The sequence below is a fragment of the Allobosea sp. R86505 genome (genome assembly GCF_042466375.1).
Classification (GTDB): Bacteria; Pseudomonadota; Alphaproteobacteria; order Rhizobiales; family Beijerinckiaceae; genus Allobosea.
Genome location: NZ_JAXHPY010000001.1, coordinates 3335825 through 3356720 on the forward strand (window position 1 = coordinate 3335825; position 20896 = coordinate 3356720).

General features: G+C 67.9%; 19 protein-coding genes. 11 read left to right on the forward strand and 8 right to left on the reverse strand.

The window, feature by feature from the left end:
- Positions 1–43: 43 nt before the first annotated feature.
- A complete protein-coding gene (locus SJY11_RS16010) occupies positions 44–1537 on the reverse strand; it encodes a leucyl aminopeptidase (protein ID WP_376987706.1) in 1494 nt (497 codons plus the stop codon).
- Positions 1538–1687: 150 nt separating this feature from the next.
- On the opposite strand from SJY11_RS16010, the gene lptF reads away from it, so the two are divergent.
- The 5 genes from lptF to rsmA are packed head-to-tail and all read left to right on the forward strand — an operon-like array spanning position 1688 to position 8485.
- Positions 1688–2881 (forward strand): LPS export ABC transporter permease LptF, encoded by a 1194-nt coding sequence (gene lptF, locus SJY11_RS16015; RefSeq protein ID WP_376987708.1) that lies wholly within the window; start codon positions 1688–1690, stop codon positions 2879–2881.
- A complete protein-coding gene (gene lptG / locus SJY11_RS16020; protein WP_376987710.1) occupies positions 2881–3969 on the forward strand; it encodes an LPS export ABC transporter permease LptG in 1089 nt (362 codons plus the stop codon). The genes lptF and lptG overlap by 1 nt, the downstream gene beginning before the upstream one ends.
- 58 nt (positions 3970–4027) lie before the next feature.
- Positions 4028–6565 carry an LPS-assembly protein LptD gene (locus SJY11_RS16025; protein WP_376987712.1) on the forward strand — a complete coding sequence of 846 codons (2538 nt, stop codon included), beginning with the start codon at positions 4028–4030 and terminating at the stop codon, positions 6563–6565.
- A gap of 40 nt (positions 6566–6605) precedes the next feature.
- Positions 6606–7640, forward strand: a complete 1035-nt coding sequence (gene pdxA, locus SJY11_RS16030; RefSeq protein WP_376987713.1) for a 4-hydroxythreonine-4-phosphate dehydrogenase PdxA — start codon at positions 6606–6608, stop codon at positions 7638–7640.
- A complete protein-coding gene (rsmA, locus tag SJY11_RS16035; protein ID WP_376987715.1) occupies positions 7637–8485 on the forward strand; it encodes a 16S rRNA (adenine(1518)-N(6)/adenine(1519)-N(6))-dimethyltransferase RsmA in 849 nt (282 codons plus the stop codon). The genes pdxA and rsmA overlap by 4 nt, the downstream gene beginning before the upstream one ends.
- 9 nt (positions 8486–8494) lie before the next feature.
- Here rsmA and gmk read toward each other — a convergent pair whose 3' ends face one another.
- From gmk to fabD, 7 genes are all read right to left on the reverse strand, one after another.
- Positions 8495–9139, reverse strand: coding sequence for a guanylate kinase (gene gmk / locus SJY11_RS16040; RefSeq protein ID WP_326912024.1), 645 nt, complete (start codon positions 9137–9139; stop codon positions 8495–8497).
- Between the two features lie 6 nt (positions 9140–9145).
- Complete coding sequence (locus SJY11_RS16045; RefSeq protein WP_376987717.1) at positions 9146–10027, reverse strand: YicC/YloC family endoribonuclease; 882 nt, start codon at positions 10025–10027, stop codon at positions 9146–9148.
- Positions 10028–10149: 122 nt separating this feature from the next.
- Entirely contained in the window at positions 10150–11523 is a 1374-nt protein-coding gene (gene mltG / locus SJY11_RS16050) for an endolytic transglycosylase MltG (RefSeq protein WP_376987719.1), read from the reverse strand.
- Positions 11524–11720: 197 nt separating this feature from the next.
- Positions 11721–12992: a beta-ketoacyl-ACP synthase II gene (gene fabF / locus SJY11_RS16055; RefSeq protein ID WP_376987721.1), complete on the reverse strand. Its 1272-nt coding sequence runs from the start codon at positions 12990–12992 to the stop codon at positions 11721–11723.
- Between the two features lie 54 nt (positions 12993–13046).
- Complete coding sequence (locus SJY11_RS16060; RefSeq protein WP_056713189.1) at positions 13047–13280, reverse strand: acyl carrier protein; 234 nt, start codon at positions 13278–13280, stop codon at positions 13047–13049.
- Between the two features lie 254 nt (positions 13281–13534).
- On the reverse strand, positions 13535–14272 hold the full coding sequence (gene fabG / locus SJY11_RS16065) for a 3-oxoacyl-[acyl-carrier-protein] reductase (RefSeq protein WP_326912020.1): 738 nt from the start codon (positions 14270–14272) through the stop codon (positions 13535–13537).
- Positions 14273–14313: 41 nt separating this feature from the next.
- Positions 14314–15249: an ACP S-malonyltransferase gene (gene fabD / locus SJY11_RS16070; RefSeq protein ID WP_376987723.1), complete on the reverse strand. Its 936-nt coding sequence runs from the start codon at positions 15247–15249 to the stop codon at positions 14314–14316.
- 326 nt (positions 15250–15575) lie between these two features.
- Here fabD and rpsF point away from each other — a divergent pair, with 326 nt between their 5' ends.
- The 6 genes from rpsF (at position 15576) to alr (ending at position 20809) form a co-directional block, all read left to right on the forward strand.
- Positions 15576–16034: a 30S ribosomal protein S6 gene (gene rpsF / locus SJY11_RS16075; protein ID WP_067990871.1), complete on the forward strand. Its 459-nt coding sequence runs from the start codon at positions 15576–15578 to the stop codon at positions 16032–16034.
- Between the two features lie 3 nt (positions 16035–16037).
- The gene (gene rpsR, locus SJY11_RS16080; protein WP_038367644.1) at positions 16038–16283 is read left to right on the forward strand and encodes a 30S ribosomal protein S18; all 246 of its coding nucleotides are present in this window, start codon (positions 16038–16040) and stop codon (positions 16281–16283) included.
- Between the two features lie 156 nt (positions 16284–16439).
- The gene (locus tag SJY11_RS16085; protein ID WP_376987726.1) at positions 16440–17402 is read left to right on the forward strand and encodes a hypothetical protein; all 963 of its coding nucleotides are present in this window, start codon (positions 16440–16442) and stop codon (positions 17400–17402) included.
- Between the two features lie 59 nt (positions 17403–17461).
- Positions 17462–18025, forward strand: coding sequence for a 50S ribosomal protein L9 (gene rplI / locus SJY11_RS16090; RefSeq protein WP_326912017.1), 564 nt, complete (start codon positions 17462–17464; stop codon positions 18023–18025).
- Positions 18026–18194: 169 nt separating this feature from the next.
- The gene (locus SJY11_RS16095) at positions 18195–19682 is read left to right on the forward strand and encodes a replicative DNA helicase (protein WP_376987728.1); all 1488 of its coding nucleotides are present in this window, start codon (positions 18195–18197) and stop codon (positions 19680–19682) included.
- On the forward strand, positions 19679–20809 hold the full coding sequence (alr, locus tag SJY11_RS16100) for an alanine racemase (protein ID WP_376987730.1): 1131 nt from the start codon (positions 19679–19681) through the stop codon (positions 20807–20809). Before SJY11_RS16095 ends, alr begins: the two co-directional genes overlap by 4 nt.
- The last annotated feature ends 87 nt before the right edge of the window (positions 20810–20896 follow it).

A 20896-nucleotide genomic window follows, 5' to 3' on the forward strand; every position in this document is an offset into this window, starting at 1 on the left:
CTTTGTGCGACAGCAGGTTGAGCGGCGACGCTGCCAAATCGATTCAGGCCTCGTAATGCTCCGCCACCAGCCGGTTGAGCAGGCGCACGCCCCAGCCCGGCCCCCAGGAGCGGTTGATCTCGCTGTCCTTGGCACCCATGCCGGTGCCGGCAATGTCGAGATGCGCCCAGGGCGTGTCGTTGACATGGCGCTGCAGGAACTGGGCGGCGGTGATCGAGCCGCCATGGCGACCGGCGGCATTCTTCATGTCGGCGAATTTGGAATCGATCATCTTGTCGTAGGCCTTGCCGAGCGGCATGCGCCAGACCGTCTCGCCCGTCGCCTTGCCGGCTGCCGAGAGCCGGTCCGCCAACTCGTCGCTGTTGGTGAAGAGCCCGGCATGCTCCTGCGCCAACGCGACCAGGATCGCGCCCGTCAGCGTCGCCAGATCGATCATGAAGCGCGGCTTGAAGCGCTCCTGCGTGTACCAGAGCACATCCGCCAGCACGAGGCGGCCTTCCGCGTCGGTGTTGATGATCTCGATGGTCTGTCCTGAGAGCGAGGTGACGATGTCGCCGGGGCGCTGGGCGTTGCCGTCGGGCATGTTCTCGACGAGGCCGATGATGCCAATGGCGTTGACCTTGGCCTTGCGGGCGGCGAGCGCATGCATCAACCCGACCACGCAGGCCGCGCCCGCCATGTCGCCCTTCATGTCCTCCATGCCCGCGCCGGGCTTCAGCGAGATGCCGCCGGTGTCGAAGGTGACGCCCTTGCCGACGAAAGCGACAGGCTGGCCGCCAGCCTTGGCGCCGTTCCAGCGCATGATCGCGACGCGGCTCTCGCGCCGCGAGCCCTGGCCGACGCCGAGCAGCGCGCGCATGCCGATCTTCTTCAGCTGCTTCTCGTCGAGGATCTCGATCTCGACCCCGAGCTTGGCGAGCTTGGACGCTCGGTCGGCGAACTCCTCTGGGTGGAGGACGTTCGGCGGCTCGTTGACGAGGTTGCGCGCGATCTCGACGCCGGCGGCGACCGCGTCGGCCGCCTTCAGCGCCTTCTTCGCCAGCGCCGGATCGGGCAAGCGCAGCGTCACTGCGATCGGCTCGGCCTCCTCGGGCTTGCGGCTCTTGGTCTTGTACTGGTCGAAGACATAGGAGCGCAGGCGCAGGCCGAGCGCGATGTCGGCGATTTGGCCCGCCTCCAGGGCGCCCTCCGGCAGGGCCAGAATCACGTCGACGCTGCGGCCATGACCGAGCTTGCCGGCGATCGCGCCGCCCAACTTGACGAAATCGAGTTCGCCGCGCTCGGTGTCCGGCCCGACGCCGACGGCGATCAGACGCTCATAGCCGGCTGCCTCGGGAGCGAGCAGCGTCAGACCCGAGAAGGCCTTGCCCTTGAAGCGTTCGGCGGCGGCCGCCCGCGCCAGGAGATCGCCGGCGCCGCTGCCCAGCCATTCCTGGGCGATCCCGGCCGGAGCCAGCGTGTCCGATAGCAGGATCACGAGGTCCTGCCCCCCGATCCCGTGCAGGGCTTTGATCTCGAGCTTCAGGCGTTGCGACATGGGGGGCTCACGATGTTGCGAGACGGGCGAAACGATGCGGCCGCAAACGATTCCCGTTTGCGCCATGATTGCGCCTATACCATACGGTGTTCTCCGCGAACCACCAGCGACGGGGCAGCGCCCCATGCCGCCCCATCGGAAAAACCAAGCGTGCTGCTTCAGCGTCTCGACCGCTACATCCTGAAGATGGCGACGATCGCGGCCATCGTGCTGCTGATCGGGCTGACCAGCGTGATCTGGGTGACACAGGCCCTGCGCGAGGTCGATCTCATCACCGGCAAGGGCCAGACGGTGCTGATCTTCTTCACCGTCACGCTCCTGTCGCTGCCCGCGCTGATCGCCGGCATCGCGCCGGTCGCGCTGTTCATGGCGACGCTCTACACGCTGAACCGGCTCAACAGCGATTCCGAGCTCATCGTCATGAACGCGGCCGGTGTCGCGCCCCACCGCATCACCCGCCCCTTCATCGTGCTGACGATCGCGGTCTCGCTGCTCGTCGGCTGGATGACGCTCTCGGTGATGCCGACCGGCTTCCGGATGCTGCGCGACTTGATCACGCTGATCCGGGCCGATTTCGTCGCCAACGTCGTCAAGGAAGGGCAGTTCGTGGCGCTCGATTCCGGCGTCACCTTCCACTATCGCGAGCGCTCGGGCGACGCGCTGGTCGGCATCTTCATGCAGGACCGGCGCGACCCCAACCAGCCCTCGATCTACATCGCCGAGCGCGGCCGCACGGTCGATGTCGACGGCAACAGCTTTCTGATGCTCGAGAAGGGCACGATCCAGCGCGAGACCAAGAACACCGACACGAGCTCGATCATTTCCTTCGAGCGCTATGCGCTGAACCTGTCCGCGCTTTCGGGCGAGCCGACGGGTGGCGCCGGCGAAGGCGACGGCGACAAGGCGGTCTACAAGCCGCGCGAGCGCTCGACCTGGCAGCTCCTCAACCAGGATCCCAACGAGAACTACTACAAGTTCCAGGCCGGGCGGTTCCGTGCCGAATTGCACAATCGCCTCTCGGCACCGCTCTATCCGATGGCCTTCATGCTGATCGCCTTCGCCTGCATCGGCGAGGCGCGCACGACGCGACAGGGCCGTGCCTTCGCCATCCAGTCCGCCATCCTGATCGTCGCGGCCACGCGCATCGGCGCCTACATGGCCTGGACGGCGAGCGTCCGCTCGCCCCTGGCGGCGGCGATGCTCTACATCCTGCCCGTGGCGGCCATCGCCCTGTCGACAGCCGTCATCCTCTACGGCCAGACGGTCAGGCCGCTTCTCGCCCGCGCGCTTGCGCCGCTGCTGCTGCCGTTCTCGGCGCTCTCGGCCCGTTTCAGGCGCGCCTGATGCTGCTCGTCACGACCTTCGGGCGCTACCTCACCAAGCAGTTCACGCGCTCCATCCTGGGCGTGTTCGGGACGTTCTTCTTCCTGATCGGCACCCTCGACTTCGTCGAGCTGATGCGGCGCGCCGGCGACTCACCCGCCGCCACGACACCGCTCATCGTCCAGCTCGCGCTGTTCCGGGTGCCGAGCGTGGCCGAGCAGATCTTTCCCTTCGCCGTGCTCTTTGGCGGCATGTTCGCCCTGCTGACGCTGAGCCGGAAGCTCGAGCTCGTCGTCGCCCGCTCGGTCGGCGTCTCGGCCTGGCAGTTCCTGCAGCCGGCGGCGGTCGTCGCGGGCACGATCGGGTTGGTGTCGATCCTGGTCTACAATCCCGTCGCCGCCGAGCTGAAGCGCAAGGCGACCGCGCTGGAGACGCGGCTCTTCGTCCGTGGCGCGCAGACGAGCAACGCGCCCGAAATCTGGCTGCGCCAGCGCAGCGTCGACGGACAGGCCATCATCCGGGCGGCCGGTTCGCTGCCGGACGGCAACGGCCTCGCCCATGTGGCGATCTTCAGCTTCTCGCCCGGCGGCGGATTTAGCGAACGCATCGATGCCCGCGAGGCCGTGCTGCGCGGCGGCTATTGGGAGCTGTCGGATGCGCGCGTCATCTCCGCCATGGAAGAGCCACAGAGCTACAAGACCTATCTGTTCGCGACGACGCTGGAGCCCGAGCAGGTGCGGCAGAGCTTTACCCCGCCCGAAGCCGTCGGGTTCTGGTCCATGCCCGCCGTGATCGAGCGGACCCAGCGCGCCGGGCTCGACACCACGCGCTACGAGCTGCGCTATCAGTCGCTGATGGCGCGGCCCCTGTTGCTGGTCGCCATGGTGTTGGTGGCCGCATCCGTTTCCTTAAGATTTTTCAGGTTTGGTGGGGTGACCAAACTGGTGATAGCTGGTGTCGCTGCCGGCTTCATGCTGTATGTTGCGACGCAGCTGTCGGAGGAACTGGGCTCGTCCGGAATCGTCAATCCCGTGGTGGCGGCTTGGCTGCCCGCCACGATCGGGGCGATGCTGGGTGCGCTGGCGCTCCTTTACCAGGAAGACGGGTAGATCGTACTGTGCCTATGGTTAATTTAGGATTGAGCGTATGGTTCCGGGCGTGAAACGCATGGCTCGATATGCCGCGGCGACCGCCCTCGCCACGAGCCTCGCCTTTGTCCTGGCCTCGGCCGGGAGCGCTCTCGCGCAAACTCCGCCCGCCGCCAAGCCGCAGGACCGGATGGTCGTCGATGCGCGCGAACTCGTCTACGACAACGACAAGAAGACCGTTTCCGCCGTCGGTGACGTGCAGATTTTCTATCAGGGCCGCACGATCGAGGCCGACAAGGTCACCTATGATCAGTCCGGCAAGCGCGTCATCGCCACCGGCAACGCCCGCATCACCGAGGCGAACGGCACGGTCATCACGGGCGACCGCTTCAACCTGACCGACGATTTCCGCGATGGCTTCATCGATTCGCTGCGGGTCGTGAACCCGGATCGCACGCGCTTCACCGCCCCGCGCGCGGAGCGCACCGACGGCGAGACCTTCATCTTCGAGAAGGGCATCTACACCGCCTGCGAGCCCTGCAAGGACAACCCCGAGCGGCCGCCGCTCTGGCAGGTCCGCTCGGCGCGCATCATTCACAAGAAGGCCGAGCAGACGATCTATTACGAGGATGCGCGGCTGGAATTCGCCGGCGTCCCGCTCGCCTATGTCCCCTACATGTCGGGCCCGGATTCGACGGTGAAGCGGAAGTCCGGCTTCCTGTCGCCGAAGTTCCTCAATACCGGGCCGCTGGGCTACGGCGTCGGCCTGCCCTATTTCCTCAATCTCGCGCCCAATTACGATCTCACGATCACACCGACCTATCTGACCCGGCAGGGGCTGCTCGGCCAGGTTGAGTGGCGCCACCGCCTGATGACCGGCTCCTACATGATCCGGGCCTCGGGCATCTTCCAGCAGGAGAAGGAAGCCTTCCTGGCCGCACCGCTCGGCGCCGGTGACGACGAGTTCCGCGGATCGGTCCAGACCAACGGCAAGTTCTTCATCAACCCGCGCTGGACCTTCGGCTGGAACGCGTCGATGTCGACGGACCGGTGGTTCTACAAGAACTACCGCATCCTGAACGAGAGCGTGAGCTCGACCACCTATCTCCAGGAAGCGATCTCGACCGCCTATCTCAACGGGCAGACCGCGAGCGGCTGGTTCGATATGCGCGGCTATTATTTCCAGCCGCTGACCTCGACGGACTGGCAGAAGCAGCAGCCCGTCGTCCTCCCGGTGATCGACTACAACAAGCGGGTGCACAAGCCGAGCTTCCTCGGCGGCGAGATCACCTTCAACGCCAACGTCACGCATCTGACGCGTGATGCCGCGGCGTTCGCCCAGCTTCCGCGGCAGACCAATTACCTGATCAGCGGCACGACCAGCACCGGCGTCGGCTATTCGCTGTATGACGGCTGCGCCGTCTACCAGAAGAACACCTGCCTCGTGCGCGGGCTGGCCGGCAACATGGCCCGGGCGACGGCGGAGGTGTCCTGGCGGCGCAACATCATCGATCCGCTGGGCCAGGTCTGGACGCCCTACGCCTCGCTGCGGGCCGACATCTTCTCGGTCAATCCCGACACGGCCGGCTACCCGAACTCCAATGTCCGCACGATCGTCGACACCTCCGACGAGGTGTTCGGCCGGGCCATGCCGGCGATCGGTCTGATGTATCGCTACCCCTTCGTCGCCAAGACGAACTGGGGCACGCACATCATCGAGCCGGTGGCGCAGATCGTGGCGCGCCCGAACGAGACCAACAGCCTGCGCGTCGCCAATGAGGATTCGCAGAGTCTGGTCTTCGACGCCAACAACCTGTTCGAGTGGAGCGGAAAGTTCTCGGGCTACGACCGCGTCGAGGGCGGAACGCGCGCCAATGTCGGCGCGCTTTACACCGGGCGCTTCGGCAAGGAGGCTTTCGCCAACCTGTTGCTCGGCCAGTCCTATCATCTGGGCGGGCGCAATTCCTTCGCCACTGGCGATCTCGTCAATACGGGCCTCGATTCGGGTCTGCAGACCGACACCTCCGACATCGTCGCACGCGCGCAGCTCTCGCCCCTGAAAGGCCTGTTCTTCACGGGCGCGGCTCGGTTGAATTCGACGACGTTCGAAGCGCAGCGCATCGACGCGGCGGCGACCTATGCGACGAGCGTGATCACGGCCTCCATCGGCTATGGCCGCTACGAGCCGCAGCCCGAACTCGGCGTGTTCCGGCGTCGCGAAGGGCTCTCGCTCAACGGCTCTCTGCTGGTGACGCCGAACTGGCGCCTGCGCGCGGGTGTGCTGTTCGACCTCGACAAGTACAAATACGACCGCGAGGTCCGCATCGCCCAGTACACCTCCTGGATGGCGTCGCCCGCGACGATAGCCCAGCCGCGCTATATCGATTCGCGGCTGATGCAGACGGCCTCGACCTCGTTCGGCATCAATTATACCGACGAGTGCACCGTGTTCGACATCAGCTATTCCCAGAGCTATGCCGACCGCCAGTCGGGCGCGACCAAGGACACCAGGACGGTGATGTTCCGCCTCGAACTGCGCACGCTGGGCGAGATCAGCTACTCGCAGAACCTCGACGGATCGACCGTCGGCGACGGCGTCACCTCCTCCAGCCGCTGATCTCACAATCGACAGCGGCGCGGCGGCGAGAGGACGTCCGATGCGCCTGCAGGCCTCCACCCCTCTGCCGCCTCTCGCGCTGACCCAGGGCGATCCGGCGGGCATCGGCCCAGAACTGGCACTGTCGGCGTGGCTGAGGCGCGACATCGCGGCACTGCCGGCCTTCGCCTGCATTGCCGACATCGACCATCTCGGGCGGCTGGCGCAGCGGCTTTCGCTCGACGTTCCGCTCATCGCCAGCGACTGGGAGCGGGCGGCGGGGCATTTCGCGGATGCGCTGCCGGTGATCCCGCTCGACGGAGCCCTGGCGGTCGAGCCGGGCCGTCCCGACTCCGCCACGGCTCCGGGAACGATCGCGTCGATCACCCGCGCCGTCGCGGCCGTTCGGGCGGGACAGGCCGCAGCCGTGGTCACCAATCCGATCGCCAAGTCGGTTCTCTATGCGGCGGGATTCGCCCATCCCGGGCATACCGAGTTCCTGGCGCATCTGGCGGCGGATGGCGGGCCTGTGCCGCTACCGGTGATGATGCTGTGGTGCGAGGAACTCGCCGTCGTCCCGGTGACGATCCACATCCCGCTGCGGCGCGTCCCGGACGTTCTGACGACGGAGCTGATCGTCCAGACCGCGCGCATCGTCGCCGAGGGCCTGCGCCGCAGCTTCGGCATCGACGCGCCGCGCCTGGCGCTCAGCGGTCTCAACCCCCATGCGGGCGAAGGCGGCGCGCTCGGCCATGAGGACGACGCGGTGGTTCGACCTGCGGTCGCGGCGCTGCGGGCCGAAGGCATCGACGCTTCCGGCCCCTACCCGGCCGACACGATGTTCCATGCCCGGGCGCGGGCCGGCTATGACTGTGCGCTGGCGATGTATCACGACCAGGCGCTGATCCCGATCAAGACGATCGCCTTCGACGAGGGCGTCAACGTCACGCTCGGCCTGCCCTTCATCCGCACCTCGCCCGACCACGGAACCGCCTTCGACATCGCCGGCCAGGGCATCGCGCGGCCCGACAGCCTGATCGCGGCGCTCCGGCTCGCCGCCCGGATGGCGGCGCAGCATCGACGGATACCGGAATGAGCCAGATCGACACCCTGCCGCCGCTGCGCGAGGTGGTGGAGCGCCACGGGCTGATGGCGCAGAAGTCGCTCGGGCAGAACTTTCTCTACGATCTGAACCTGACCTCGCGAATCGCGCGCTCCGCCGGGCCGCTGGAGGGCGAGACCGTCGTCGAGATCGGCCCCGGGCCCGGCGGGCTGACGCGGGCACTGCTGGCGGCGGGTGCCGGACGCGTCATCGCGATCGAACGCGACCGGCGCTGCCTGCCGGCGCTGGAGGAGATCGCCGCGCATTACCCCGGGCGGCTCGAGGTGATCGATGGCGACGCGCTGACGGTCGACCTGTCAACCCGGATCGGCGGCGGGCCGGCGCGGATCGTCGCCAACCTGCCCTACAATATCGGGACGCCGCTGCTCGTCGGCTGGCTCAGCCCCGAGGCCTGGCCGCCCTGGTGGACCTCGCTGACACTGATGTTCCAGCGCGAGGTGGCCGAGCGCATCGTCGCGACGCCCGAGCAGCGCGCCGATTATGGCCGCCTCGCGGTGCTCTGCAACTGGCGGTGCGAGACGAAGATCCTGTTCGACGTGCCGCGCAGCGCCTTCGTGCCGCAGCCCAAGATCACGTCGGCGATCGTGCAGCTGGTGCCGCGGATGAACCCGGAGCCCTGCGACCGCCGGCTGCTGGAGCGGATCACGCTCGCCGCCTTCGGGCAGCGCCGCAAGATGCTGCGCCAGAGCCTGAAGGCCGTGCTGCCGGAGCCCGGAGACTGGATCGAGGAAGCCGGGCTCGTGCCGACGGTCCGCGCCGAGGAGGTGCCGGTCAGCGGCTTCGTGCGCCTGGCGCAGACCCTGGTGACGCGCCTCTGAAACCGCCGTTCAGGGCAGCTTCTCCGAAAGCAGGCCGCTGACGAACTCCGAGAGGCCGGTCGCGCGCTCGCGCTTCAGGCGCTCGGCGGTGAGGATCGCCTTGACCGATTCATAGGCCGCCTGGAGATCGTCATTGACGATCACGTAGTCGTATTTGTTCCAGCGGGCGATCTCGTCGCGGGCGTTGCCGAGGCGCTTGGCGATGACGTCGGGCGCATCCTCCGCCCGCCGCACCAGGCGCGAGCGCAGCTCGGCCATGGATGGCGGCAGGATGAAGATGGTCACGACGTCGGCCCGCGCCTTCGCCACGATCTGCTGCGTACCCTGCCAATCGATGTCGAAGAGCACGTCGCGGCCGGCCGCGAGCGAAGCCTCGACCTCCTTGCGCGGCGTTCCATAGCCGTTGCCGTGGACCTCGGCCCATTCGAGCAGATCATTGTGCTGCTTCATCTGGTCGAAACTCGCCCGGTCGATGAAGCGGTAATGCACGCCGTCGATCTCGGAGGGGCGCTTGGCGCGGGTCGTCACCGAGACCGAGAGATCCAGGTTGTTCTCCGTCTTGAGATTGCGCGTGAGGGTCGACTTGCCCGCGCCCGACGGCGAGGACAGGATCAGCATCAGCCCACGACGGGCCGGGCGCGCCACTTCCGCCATCAGCACTCACTCCACATTCTGGACCTGCTCGCGCATCTGGTCGACGACGGTGCGCAGTTCGAGGCCGATGCGCGACAGGCCGGCATCGCCCGCCTTGGCGCAGAGCGTCGAGGCCTCGCGGCCGAATTCCTGCGACAGGAAATCGAGCTTGCGGCCGATCGGGCCGCCCTGGTCGAGGAGCAGACGCAGGGCTGCGACATGGGCCTGCAGCCGGTCGATCTCCTCGCGGATATCCGCCTTCACGGCCAGCAGCGCGGCCTCCTGATGCAGGCGCTGCGGATCGAGCGCCTGGCTCGCCTCCAGCAGCAGCGCGACCTGGCCCGCGATGAGCTCGCGGATCGCGTCGACACCGCGCGCCGGGTGGGTCTCGGCCTCCGTCGTCAACCGCGCGATGGCGTCGAGATGGCCGCGCAGGACCGCCTCCAGAGCCCGCCCCTCGCTGGCGCGGGCCTCCTTCAGACCGGACACGACCTCCTCGAGCCCGGCGAGGACCGGCTTCTCGACCGCGGTGAGGGTGTCCTCGCCCTCCTCGGCGAGTTCGATGACGCCGCGGATGGAGAGCAGCCCGTCATAGGAGGGTGGGGTCACGATGGCCGAAGCCGGCAGGCGCTCGACGGCCTGCAACAGTGCCGCCAGCGCAGCCTCGTTGATGCGCGGGCGCGGCGGGCCGGCATCGCTGGTGACCTGCAGATTGACGTGCAGCGTGCCGCGCGAGAAGGCGCCGGTCAGGCGCTTGCGCGCGGCCTCGGCCAGCACCTCGAGGCCGGGGGGCACGCGGACGCGAATGTCGAGCCCGCGGCCGTTGACGCTGCGGATCTCCCAGGCGAAGGCATGGATGCCCACCGTCCCGGCCGCCCGGGCGAAGCCCGTCATGCTCTCGATCGCCACCCTACGTGCCTCCGCCCCTTGACGCGGCCGGACCGTAGTGGCGGGGGCGCCAGGGGGCAAGCGCAGCCGCCGACGGCGGAGTCAGGAAGCTGGGGACGGCCCGGCTCCGCCGGCCGCGCGCCTCAGGGCCGGAGCGCCGGCACCTGCTTGGGGGAGTTGAGGTCGAAGGTCTTGTTCAGCAGCGGATCGCGCGGCGTCCCTTCCGAGGCATCGAAGGCGCGGACGCGACCGCCGGCCAGCGCGGCGCCCTGCGGAAGCTGGCCTGCCGCCGCGCGGCGGTTGCCCGGGATGGGCCAGGTCTCGATCGCCTGGCCGTCCGCCGGCTGCTGTGCAGGGGCCTCGGAGCGGGTATCGGGCGACGGCGCCGGCTCGACCTTGTCCACGGAGGCTTCGGCCGGAGGCTTGCCCGGATCGCGCCGCGCGGCCTCGATCTGGCGCCAGCGCCCGACATTGCGGTTGTGCTGCTCGAGCGTCTCGGCAAAGGCATGCCCACCGCTTCCGTCGGCGACGAAATAGAGGTCCTTGGTGCGGGAGTGACTGACCACCGCCTCCATGGCCGCGCGGCCGGGATTGGCGATCGGCCCCGGCGGCAGGCCGTCGATGACATAGGTGTTGTAGGGCGTCGCCTGGGTGATTTCGCTGCGCAGGATCGAGCGCCCGAGCGTTCCCTTGCCGCCGACGATGCCGTAGACGATCGTCGGGTCCGACTGCAGCTTCATCCGGCGGTTCAGCCGGTTGATGAAGACGCCGGCGACGCGGGGGCGCTCATCGGCCCGGCCCGTCTCCTTCTCGACGATCGAGGCGAGGACGACGAGTTCCTGCGGCGTCTTGATCGGCAGGTCGGCGGGGCGGCGCTCCCAAATCCGGGCCAGGACCGCGCGCTGGTCGCGGGTCATGCGGTCGATGATGGCCTGGCGGCTGAAGCCGCGCGGGATGCGGTAGGTGTCCGGCAGGATCGAGCCCTCGCGCGGAACCTGGATGATGTCGCCGGTGAGCAGTTCGTTATCGCGCAGCCGCGCGACGATCTGTTCGCTCGTCAGCCCCTCGGGGATCGTCACCGAGTGCTCGACGACCTTGCCGTCGGCGATGATGTCGAGAATGTCGGCCTGGCTCGCCCGCGACTTGAACAGATATTCGCCGGCCTTGAGCTTGGTCCAGTTGCCGCTGACGAGCGCGGAGACGCGGAACGCCCAGGGATGTTCGATCAGCCCTTCCCGCTGCAGCAGGTCCGCAATGTCGGCAAGGCCGCTGTCCTTGGGGATAATCAGCACGCGGTCGTTGGCGAGGGGGCCCGGTGCACGGCTCTGGCTGCTGACCATCGCGATCCCGGCGCCGACGAGCCCGCCGGCGACCAGAAGAGCGGTGAAGAGACCGCTCATCATCGCGATGAAGGGGCTCCGGCGGCGGCGGCGAGCCTTGGGCGGCGGCGCCGGCGGGGCCACCGGCTTCAACGCCTCGCTGGGGCTCTTGGGGGCGACGCGGGGCGAATGATTCACAGCTGTCGTGCTCGCACTTGGAACTTCATCGCCGCACGCCACCCCGCCCGTCGCGGCGCCCGGTGGACCGGACCCCTCCGATGGACTGCGCGCGCCATCAAACCGGATTCACGCCGGCTGCGAAAGCAAATTCACAGTCCCGCCGCTTCGAGGCAGTCTACGCACGAATATGGCGAAAGCGCGCAGCCCGCGCCCCGTCAGGCGCCGTCAACGTAGCGCCGCATGACCAGCGACGCGTTGGTGCCGCCGAATCCGAAGGAGTTCGACAGGACGACGTCGATCTTCCGCTTCCGCGCGACATGGGGCACGAGGTCGAGATCGGTCTCGACAGAGGGGTTGTCGAGATTGATCGTCGGCGGCGCGATCTGGTCGCGAATGGCGAGGATGGCGAAGATCGCCTCGACGGCTCCGGCCGCCCCCAGAAGATGGCCGGTCGCCGACTTGGTCGAGGACATCGCGGGCTTGCGCGGCGCATTGGCGAGCAGGCGCTCGGCGGCGCGCAGCTCGATCTCGTCACCCAGCGGCGTCGAGGTGCCATGGGCGTTGATGTAGTCGAGATCGGAGGCCGCGATCCCGGCCCGGTTCAAAGCTGCCTGCATGCAGCGAAAGGCGCCGTCGCCGTCCTCGGCCGGCGAGGTAATGTGGTAGGCGTCGCCCGACATGCCGTAGCCGACGACCTCGGCATAGATGCGCGCGCCGCGCGCCAGCGCGTGGTCGAGTTCCTCGAGCACGAGGACCCCGGCACCCTCGCCCATGACGAAGCCGTCACGATCCCGGTCATAGGGGCGGGAAGCCTTCTCGGGCGTGTCGTTGAAATCTGTCGACAGCGCGCGGCAGGCACAGAAGCCGGCGATTCCGAGGCGGTTGATCGCCGATTCGGCGCCACCGGCGAGCATCACGTCGGCATCCCCGAGTGCGATCATACGGGACGCATCGCCGATCGCATGTGCGCCGGTTGAGCAGGCGGTGACGACGGAATGGTTGGGGCCCTTCAGACCATGCTCGATCGAGACATAGCCGGCGGCGAGATTGCTCAGGCGGCCGGGAATGAAAAAGGGCGAAAGCCGACGCGGCCCGCGCTCCTTGAGCAGGATCGACCCTTCATAGATTCCACCGAGGCCGCCGATGCCCGAGCCGATGGCGACACCGGTCGCAATCTGGTCCTCGTAGCTCTCGGGCTTCCAGTTGGCATCGGTCAGGGCCTGCTTGGCGGCCGCCATCGCGAAGACGATGAAGTCGTCGACCTTGCGCTGCTCCTTCGGCTCCATCCAGTCATCGGGATTGAAGGTGCCGTTCGAGCCGTCGCCGCGCAGGATGTTGCAGGCGATGCGCGCCGGCAGATCACTGCAGTCAAAGCTGGTGATGGGGCCGGCGCCACTGGCGCCGGCAAGAATACGAGACCACGTCGGCTCGACGCCGCAGGCGAGCGGGCTCACCATGCCGAGGCCGGTCACGACAACGCGTCGCATCGGAAGACTGCGTGAAACCATGGCTCTTTCAGCGACGATCGACCGAACGGTCGATCAGGCGGACTTCGACAGGAACTTGACGGCGTCGCCGACGGTCACGATCGTCTCGGCGGCATCGTCCGGGATCTCGACGCCGAACTCTTCCTCGAAGGCCATCACGAGCTCGACGGTGTCGAGGCTGTCCGCACCCAGGTCCTCGATGAAGTTGGCGCCGTCCACGACCTTCTCAGGCTCGACGCCGAGATGCTCGACCACGATCTTCTTCACGCGCTCGGCGACATCGCTCATGGGTCTCTTCCTTAAAGCTTAAAACACGCAGCGCCGACGCGTTGCGTAGAGGGGCTGTCACTCCTGGCTCCCGCGGCACCCAGACGGTGCCGACGGGCCGGAACTCGAAGCCTGCACAAACGCAACAACCGGGTTCCCGTCAAGTCCCCCGGATCCCGCATCGCGGCCCGACGGCGCTAGTTAACACAGCCGATCTTGGCTGGCGAGTATGTCGGCGGGACTATCGAAACTGTCTAGGAACCGCCGCAACCGCTTCAGATCATTGTCATTCCGCCATTGACATGAAGAGTCTGCCCGGTGACGTAACCGGCTTCGCTGCTGGCGAGGTACGCCACGGCCGCCGCCACGTCGTCGCCCGAACCCAGGCGCCCCATCGGCACGTCGGAAAGAATGCCCTCGCGCTGCTTTTCATTGAGCGCCTGCGTCATCGGTGACTCGATGAAGCCCGGCGCCACGACGTTGACGGTGATGTTGCGGCTAGCGACCTCGGCGGCGAGCGCCTTGGACATGCCGATCAGCCCGGCCTTGGAGGCGGCGTAGTTGCCCTGCCCCGGATTGCCGGTGGTGCCGACGACCGAGCCGATCGAGATGATGCGGCCATAGCGGCGGCGCATCATCGACTTCACGGCCGCGCGCGAGAGGCGGAAGGCGGCGGTCAGGTTGATCGCGATGACGCTGTCCCAATCCTCGTCCTTGAGACGCAGGAACAGGTTGTCCTTGGTGACACCGGCATTGTTCACGAGGATGTCGAGGCCACCGAGTTTCTCCTCGGCGGCGGGCACCAGAGCCTCCACCGAGTCCTTGTCGGCCAGATTGCAGGGCGTGACGACGGCGCGCTCGCCGAGTTCGGCGGCGAGCGCCTCGAGCGCCTCGGCCCGCGTCCCCGACAGCGCGATGGTGGCGCCCTGCGCATGCAGCCTGCGCGCGATGGCGCCACCCAGCCCCCCGGTGGCGCCGGTGACCAGCGCCTTTTTGCCCGTCAGATCAAGCATCGTCTCTCCCTTTCGGCGTTCTGCCGTTCTCGCATGCCCTTTCAGGGCTTGTAGGCCGACACGTCGTCCGCCGTGCCGACAGAAAGCGGAGTGGCGCCAGGCGCGATGCGCTTCACCAGCCCGGCCAGAACCTTGCCGCTGCCGAGTTCGACGAATTGGTCGACACCCGCGGCCGCCATCGCCTCGACACCTTCACGCCAGCGCACCGTGCCGGTGACCTGTGCCACGAGCGAGGCACGAATGGCCTCGACATCGCTCAGCGGCGCGGCGCCGACATTCGCCATCACGGGGACGGCGGGGGCGTGCATGGCCACATCCGCGAGGGCCGCGCGCATGGCCTCGGCCGCCGGCTGCATCAGGGCACAATGAAAGGGCGCCGAAACCGGCAGCAGCATGGCGCGGCGAACGCCACGCTCGCCGGCGAGGACGATGGCGCGATCGATCGCAGCCTTCGCGCCCGACAGCACGACCTGCCCGCCGCCATTGTCATTGGCCGCCTCGCAGACATCGCCCTGCGCGGCATCGGCCGCGATCGCGCGGGCGAGATCGAGGTCGGCCCCGAGCAGCGCCGCCATGGCGCCCTGCCCCGGCGGCACCGCCTTCTGCATGGCGTCACCGCGGATGCGCAGCAGGCGCGCGGCATCGGCAATGCTGAAGGTGCCGGCGGCCGCCAGCGCCGAGTACTCGCCCAGCGAATGGCCGGCGACGAAGGCGGCGTCCCGCTTCAGATCCAGACCCGCCTCGGCTTCCAGCACGCGCACCACCGCCAGGCTGACCGCCATCAAGGCGGGTTGGGCGTTGGCGGTCAGGGTCAGTTCCTCGGCCGGCCCTTCCCACATCAGCGTCGAGAGCTTCTGCGACAGCGCCGCATCGACCTCCTCGAAGACCGCACGCGCGGCGGCGAAGGAATCGGCCAGGCTCTTGCCCATGCCCACGGCCTGGGAGCCCTGGCCTGGAAAGATGAACGCGGTCGTCATGACGGTCGGCCCCGGATTTCAAACGTTTTGAGCGATTTCACGGCGCTGTCACACTGCCTTGGACGTCAAGTCAAGCGCCGAAGGGCTTCGAAGCCCGTCCCGACCGCGCCAATGCCGCGATTTCGGTTGCATATCGCGGCGCCACACTGTAACGACCGCCTCCTGTTTGTTCGGCCGGAGGCTGAACGGATGGCAGCGCTCGCGCTGCAGGTTCCGGTGGGAACCGTCATCCCGTGTCTCCGCCTTCGATGAAATCCTGTCGGGCCTGATCCAGGGCTCGAAGGGCTCCGCGCCGGGCGAAACAGGGTGAAACGGAAAGGCCAACCATGGCATTGTACGAGCATGTTCTGCTCGCGCGGCAAGACGTCAGCGCGCAGCAGGTTGAGGCCCTTGTCGAGACGTTCAAGGGCATCATCGAGGCGAATGGCGGCTCGGTCCCCAAGGTTGAGTACTGGGGCGTGAAGTCCCTGGGCTATCGCATCAAGAAGAACCGCAAGGCGCATTATTCGCTGCTGAACATCGACGCTCCCGCCGCGGCGGTCGCCGAGATGGAGCGCCAGATGCGCATCAACGAAGACGTGCTGCGCTTCCTGACCGTCCGCGTCGAAGAGCTCGAGGAAGGCCAGTCGGCCATGCTCCAGAAGCGCGACCGCGACGACCGTGGTGATCGCGGCGATCGCTTCGACCGTCCCGGCGGCGGCGACCGCTTCGACCGCGGCCCGCGTCGTGACCGTCCGCGTCGCGACGACGAAGCTGCTCCCGAAACGACCGGCGCGGAGGCCTGAGCCATGTCGACTGCATCTGCCGGCGCCCGTCGCCCCTTCTTCCGCCGCCGCAAGTCCTGCCCCTTCTCGGGCGAGGGCGCTCCGAAGATCGACTACAAGGATGTGCGCCTGCTCTCGCGCTACATCTCCGAGCGCGGCAAGATCGTGCCGTCGCGCATCACGGCGGTCTCGGCCAAGAAGCAGCGCGAGCTCGCCCAGGCGATCAAGCGCGCCCGCTTCCTCGGCCTGCTGCCCTACGTCATCCGCTGAGCGGACCTGAATGCCCCGGCGGCGGTCGCTCGCCGCCGGGTTTCCTTCACTGAACCAGTCGCCCCGTGGTGAGATTCCACCGGGTTCGTTGAGGCGGGACGCCTCTCACCCTGCCCGGCTCGTAACGCCGGAAGCAGCGGGACAGCAGGACGAAGAATGACCCAGGCCGTCGGCATCGGCGCAGGCCTCGTAGCGGCGCTGCTCTTCTCCGTGGTGATCACCGGATCGCCGCTGGCGGTGCTGTTGTATTCGGCCGCACCCCTCCCGATCCTGATCGCCGCGCTGGGCTGGAACCACCGCGCCGGCCTCTATGCCGTCGCCACCGGCGCGCTCGCGGTGTCGGTCGCGCTGACCTTGCCGGCCGGACTGGCCTTCGCCGCGATCATCGCGCTGCCTGCCTGGTGGATCGCCTATCTCGCCCTGCTCGCACGGTCGGACGAGAGCGGCCCGGTCGAATGGTACCCGCTCGGGCATCTGATGATCTGGATCGCCGGCACGGCGACCCTGGCGAGCGTCGCCAGCGCGCTGGTGATGACGACGGACTACGACACCTACCGTTCAGTGATCGCGCGGATGGTCGAGAATCTCCTCGCCGAGATGGTGCGCAGCAAGATGCTGACCCTGCCGGCGGGCGTGACCCAGGCCGAAATGGCCGCCAATGTGACACCGCTCCTGGTGCGCGCCGTGCCGCTCGGCATCGGTGCCTCGGTCGTCACCACGATCACCGCCAATCTCTGGCTGGCCGCCAAGACCGTGCAGCTCTCCGGGCGGCTGCCGCGGCCCTGGCCGTTCATTCCCGCGACGACGCTGCCGCGCTCGGCGCTGGTCCTGCTCGTGGCGGGCCTGGTGACGGCGGGGCTGGACGGCTTCGTCGGGCTGGCGGGCGTCGCGCTGATCGGCGCGCTCTTCGCCGCCTTCATGTTCTCCGGCCTGTGCATGCTGCACGACCTCTCGCGCGGCCAGGCCTGGCGCACGCCCATGCTCGTCAGCGTCTATGTCGCGCTCGTCGTGATGCAGGCCGTGCTGACGCCGCTGCTGGCGGTCGCCGGCATGGTCGATTCCCTTCTCGGACTGCGCAAGCGGGCCGCGATGCCTCCCCCGCCCCCTCCCGGGAGCTGAGGGCGCCGCCCCGGTTCCAAGAGCTTTCGAAGACATCAACCCTCAAAGGAGACAACACCATGGAAGTGATCCTGCTCGAACGCGTCGCCAAGCTCGGCCAGATGGGCGACGTCGTGCGCGTCCGCGACGGCTTCGGCCGCAACTACCTGCTCGCCCGCGGCAAGGCGCTGCGCGCCACCGAGGAGAACCGCAAGCGCTTCGAGAGCCAGAAGATCGAGCTCGAGACCCGCAATCTCGAGCTGAAGTCGGAGGCCGACGCGGTCGCCGAGACGCTCGACGGCCTGAGCGTCGTGATGCTGCGCCAGTCGGGCGAGTCCGGCGTGCTCTACGGTTCGGTCTCGACCCGTGACATCGCCGATGCGCTGACCGGCGAGGGCTTCAACGTCGCCCGCAGCCAGATCACGCTGAACGCGCCGATCAAAACGCTCGGCCTGCACACGGTCCCGGTCGTGCTGCATCCGGAAGTCTCGGTGACGGTGACGGTCAACGTCGCCCGCTCCGCCGAGGAAGCCGAGCGCCAGGTGCGCGGCGAAAACGTCACGGCCCGCGAGGAATTCGACCTCGACGATCTCGGCCTGGAGGTCGGCGCGGCGCTTGCGGAAGCCGGCGAGGACGACCGCTGAGCGCTTCGACTCGGCACGACATGTCAAGGGCGCCGCGGTCACGCGGCGCCCTTTTTCGTGACGGCCTGTGCAAAGGCGTGGATCGTCCAATCGCTGCTGGCGCGATCCGTCAGAGTGGTAGAGTAAGCGCAGAGTCGGACAGCCGCAGACCCGAGACATTCGCGCCCTCATGGCCACAGCAACCGCCCTCGTCACCCGCCTCGAAACCCGCGAGGCCGAATATCGTGTCCAGCCTCACAACATCGAGGCGGAGCAGGCGCTGCTGGGGGCGATCCTGGTCAACAACGACGCGTTCTACCGCGTCTCCGATTTCCTGCTGCCGGACCATTTCTTCGAGCCGATCCACCAGCGCGTCTTCGAGTTGACGGCCAGCCTCGTCCGGGCCGGCAAGATCGCGACGCCGATCACGCTCAAGACCTTCGTCGGCGAGATCGACCTCGGCGGGTTGACCGCGTCACAATATCTCGCAAGGCTCGCCGCCGAAGCGACGACCGTGATCAATGCGGGCGATTACGGCCGCACGATCTACGAGCTGGCGATCCGCCGGCAGCTGATCGGCGTCGGCGAGGAGCTGGTCAACGTCGCCTATGACGCGCCGGTCGACATGCCGCCGCGCGAGCAGATCGAGGAGGCCGAGCGCAAGCTCTACGAACTGGCGGAAAAGGGCCGCTACGAAGGCGGCTTCCAGAAGTTCGACACCGCCCTCTACACCGCCATCGACATGGCGGCGAACGCCTATCAGCGGGCGGGTGGGCTGTCGGGCATCTCGTCTGGCCTGCGCGACCTCGACCAGCGCATGGGCGGCCTGCAGCCCTCCGACCTGATCGTGCTCGCCGGCCGCCCGGCCATGGGCAAGACCTCGCTCGCCACCAACATCGCCTTCAACATCGCCAAGGCCTGGCGTGGCGAACGCCAGACCGACGGCACGATCAAGACGGTCGATGGCGGCATCGTCGCCTTCTTCTCGCTGGAAATGTCGGCCGACCAGCTCGCGACGCGTATCGTCGCCGAGCAGTCGGGCATCTCCTCCTACAAGATCCGGCAGGGCCGCATCACCGAGGCCGAGTTCGCGCGGCTGACCGACGTCGCCGCCCAGATCGAGAAGCTGCCGCTCTATATCGACCAGACCGGCGGCATCTCGATCGCGCAGCTCGTCGCCCGGGCACGCCGTCTCAAGCGGCAAAAGGGGCTCGACGTCCTGTTCATCGACTATCTGCAGCTTCTCTCGGGCTCGGCCAAGAACGGCCAGAACCGCGTGCAGGAGCTGACCGAGATCACGACCAGCCTGAAGGCGCTCGCCAAGGAGCTGACGGTGCCGATCGTGGCGCTCTCGCAGCTCTCGCGTCAGGTCGAAAGCCGCGACGACAAGCGGCCGCAGCTCTCGGACCTGCGCGAATCCGGCTCGATCGAGCAGGACGCCGACGTGGTGATGTTCGTCTATCGCGACGAATACTACCTCAAGGGCAAGGAGCCGCGCCCCGGCACCGAAGAACACAACAAATGGCAGATCGAGATGGAGGCCGCCCATGGCGTCGCCGAGCTCATCATCGGCAAGCAGCGCCATGGCCCGACGGGAGCGATCGCGCTGCAGTTCGACGCCGAGGTGACGCGCTTCTCCGACCGCGCCGACGAAATGCGCCTCCCGGACCGCGAATGAGCCGCTTCGACACGCCCGACGCCGACACCTGCGGCACCATCCTGACGATCGACCTCGGGGCGCTCGTCGCCAACTGGCGCGCGCTCCAGGACCGGGCCGGGACGCAGGCCGCCGCCGTCGTCAAGGCGAACGCCTATGGACTCGGCATCGAGCCGGCCGTGACCGCGCTCGCCGCCGCCGGCTGCGAGAGCTTCTTCGTCGCCCATCTCTCCGAGGGCGTAAGGGCCCGCGCGGTGGCACCGGACGCCACGGTCTACATCCTCAACGGATTGCTGCCCGGCAGCTGCGGCCGCTATGTCGAGCATGATCTGTCGCCCGTTCTCGGCTCGCCCGATGAACTGCGGGAATGGGCGTCCTTCCGCGCCGGCGGCGCGAGGGGCAGGCCTGCGGCCCTGCATCTCGACACGGGGATGAACCGGCTCGGCCTTCCCGCGGGCGATGGCCCGAATGCGGTCTTAGCCCTCAAGAATGAGATCGACGCGGCGGGAATCGGGCTGGTGATGAGCCATTTCGCCTCCGCGGAAGACGAGACGGACCCGGCTAATGCGCGCCAGATGGCGGCCTTTGCCGCCATCACCGCCGCCCTCCCCGGCATCCCGGCCTCGCTGAAGAACTCCTCGGGGCATTTCCTGAAGGACTGCCCCTCCTATCAGCTGACGCGTCCCGGCTATGCCCTCTATGGCGGCAATCCGACGCCGGGCCGGCCCAACCCGATGCGCGCCGTGGTCGGCCTCACCTCGCGCATCCTGCAACTGCGCGACGTCCGGGCCGGCAGCCAGGTCGGCTATAACGGGCGCTGGACGGCCAGGCGCGACAGCAGGCTCGCCACGATCTGCCTGGGCTATGCCGATGGCTATCCGCGCAATGCGAGCGGAACCGATACCAGCCCGGGCGGCCGCGCAATCGTCGATGGCGTGGTCTGTCCCTTCGTCGGCACGGTCTCGATGGATCTGGTCATCATCGACGTGACGGATCTGCCCGCGGCGTCGGTGAAACGGGGCGATCCGGTGACGCTGATCGGCGGCCCGCTCGATCTGGATACGGTCGGCGCCGGTGCGAAGACCATCGGCTACGAAATCCTGACCAGCCTCGGCCGGCGCCATGCGCGGCGCTATGTCGGGGTTTAGCCGGTCATGACGGCGACCCTTGTCATTCCGGGGCTTCGCGGCAGCGAAGAGCCCGGAACCCACGACCGGGCGCACACGACAGACGTG

What these genes read in the sequence shown, in the direction of transcription:
- SJY11_RS16010 (WP_376987706.1), bottom strand. Translation starts at nt 1,537, where the DNA reads ATGTCGCAACGCCTGAAGCTCGAGATCAAAGCCCTGCACGGGATCGGG.
- lptG (WP_376987710.1), top strand. Translation starts at nt 2,881, where the DNA reads ATGCTGCTCGTCACGACCTTCGGGCGCTACCTCACCAAGCAGTTCACG.
- SJY11_RS16025 (WP_376987712.1), top strand. Translation starts at nt 4,028, where the DNA reads ATGGCTCGATATGCCGCGGCGACCGCCCTCGCCACGAGCCTCGCCTTT.
- pdxA (WP_376987713.1), top strand. Translation starts at nt 6,606, where the DNA reads ATGCGCCTGCAGGCCTCCACCCCTCTGCCGCCTCTCGCGCTGACCCAG.
- rsmA (WP_376987715.1), top strand. Translation starts at nt 7,637, where the DNA reads ATGAGCCAGATCGACACCCTGCCGCCGCTGCGCGAGGTGGTGGAGCGC.
- gmk (WP_326912024.1), bottom strand. Translation starts at nt 9,139, where the DNA reads ATGGCGGAAGTGGCGCGCCCGGCCCGTCGTGGGCTGATGCTGATCCTG.
- fabF (WP_376987721.1), bottom strand. Translation starts at nt 12,992, where the DNA reads ATGCGACGCGTTGTCGTGACCGGCCTCGGCATGGTGAGCCCGCTCGCC.
- SJY11_RS16060 (WP_056713189.1), bottom strand. Translation starts at nt 13,280, where the DNA reads ATGAGCGATGTCGCCGAGCGCGTGAAGAAGATCGTGGTCGAGCATCTC.
- fabG (WP_326912020.1), bottom strand. Translation starts at nt 14,272, where the DNA reads ATGCTTGATCTGACGGGCAAAAAGGCGCTGGTCACCGGCGCCACCGGG.
- fabD (WP_376987723.1), bottom strand. Translation starts at nt 15,249, where the DNA reads ATGACGACCGCGTTCATCTTTCCAGGCCAGGGCTCCCAGGCCGTGGGC.
- rpsF (WP_067990871.1), top strand. Translation starts at nt 15,576, where the DNA reads ATGGCATTGTACGAGCATGTTCTGCTCGCGCGGCAAGACGTCAGCGCG.
- rpsR (WP_038367644.1), top strand. Translation starts at nt 16,038, where the DNA reads ATGTCGACTGCATCTGCCGGCGCCCGTCGCCCCTTCTTCCGCCGCCGC.
- SJY11_RS16085 (WP_376987726.1), top strand. Translation starts at nt 16,440, where the DNA reads ATGACCCAGGCCGTCGGCATCGGCGCAGGCCTCGTAGCGGCGCTGCTC.
- rplI (WP_326912017.1), top strand. Translation starts at nt 17,462, where the DNA reads ATGGAAGTGATCCTGCTCGAACGCGTCGCCAAGCTCGGCCAGATGGGC.
- SJY11_RS16095 (WP_376987728.1), top strand. Translation starts at nt 18,195, where the DNA reads ATGGCCACAGCAACCGCCCTCGTCACCCGCCTCGAAACCCGCGAGGCC.
- alr (WP_376987730.1), top strand. Translation starts at nt 19,679, where the DNA reads ATGAGCCGCTTCGACACGCCCGACGCCGACACCTGCGGCACCATCCTG.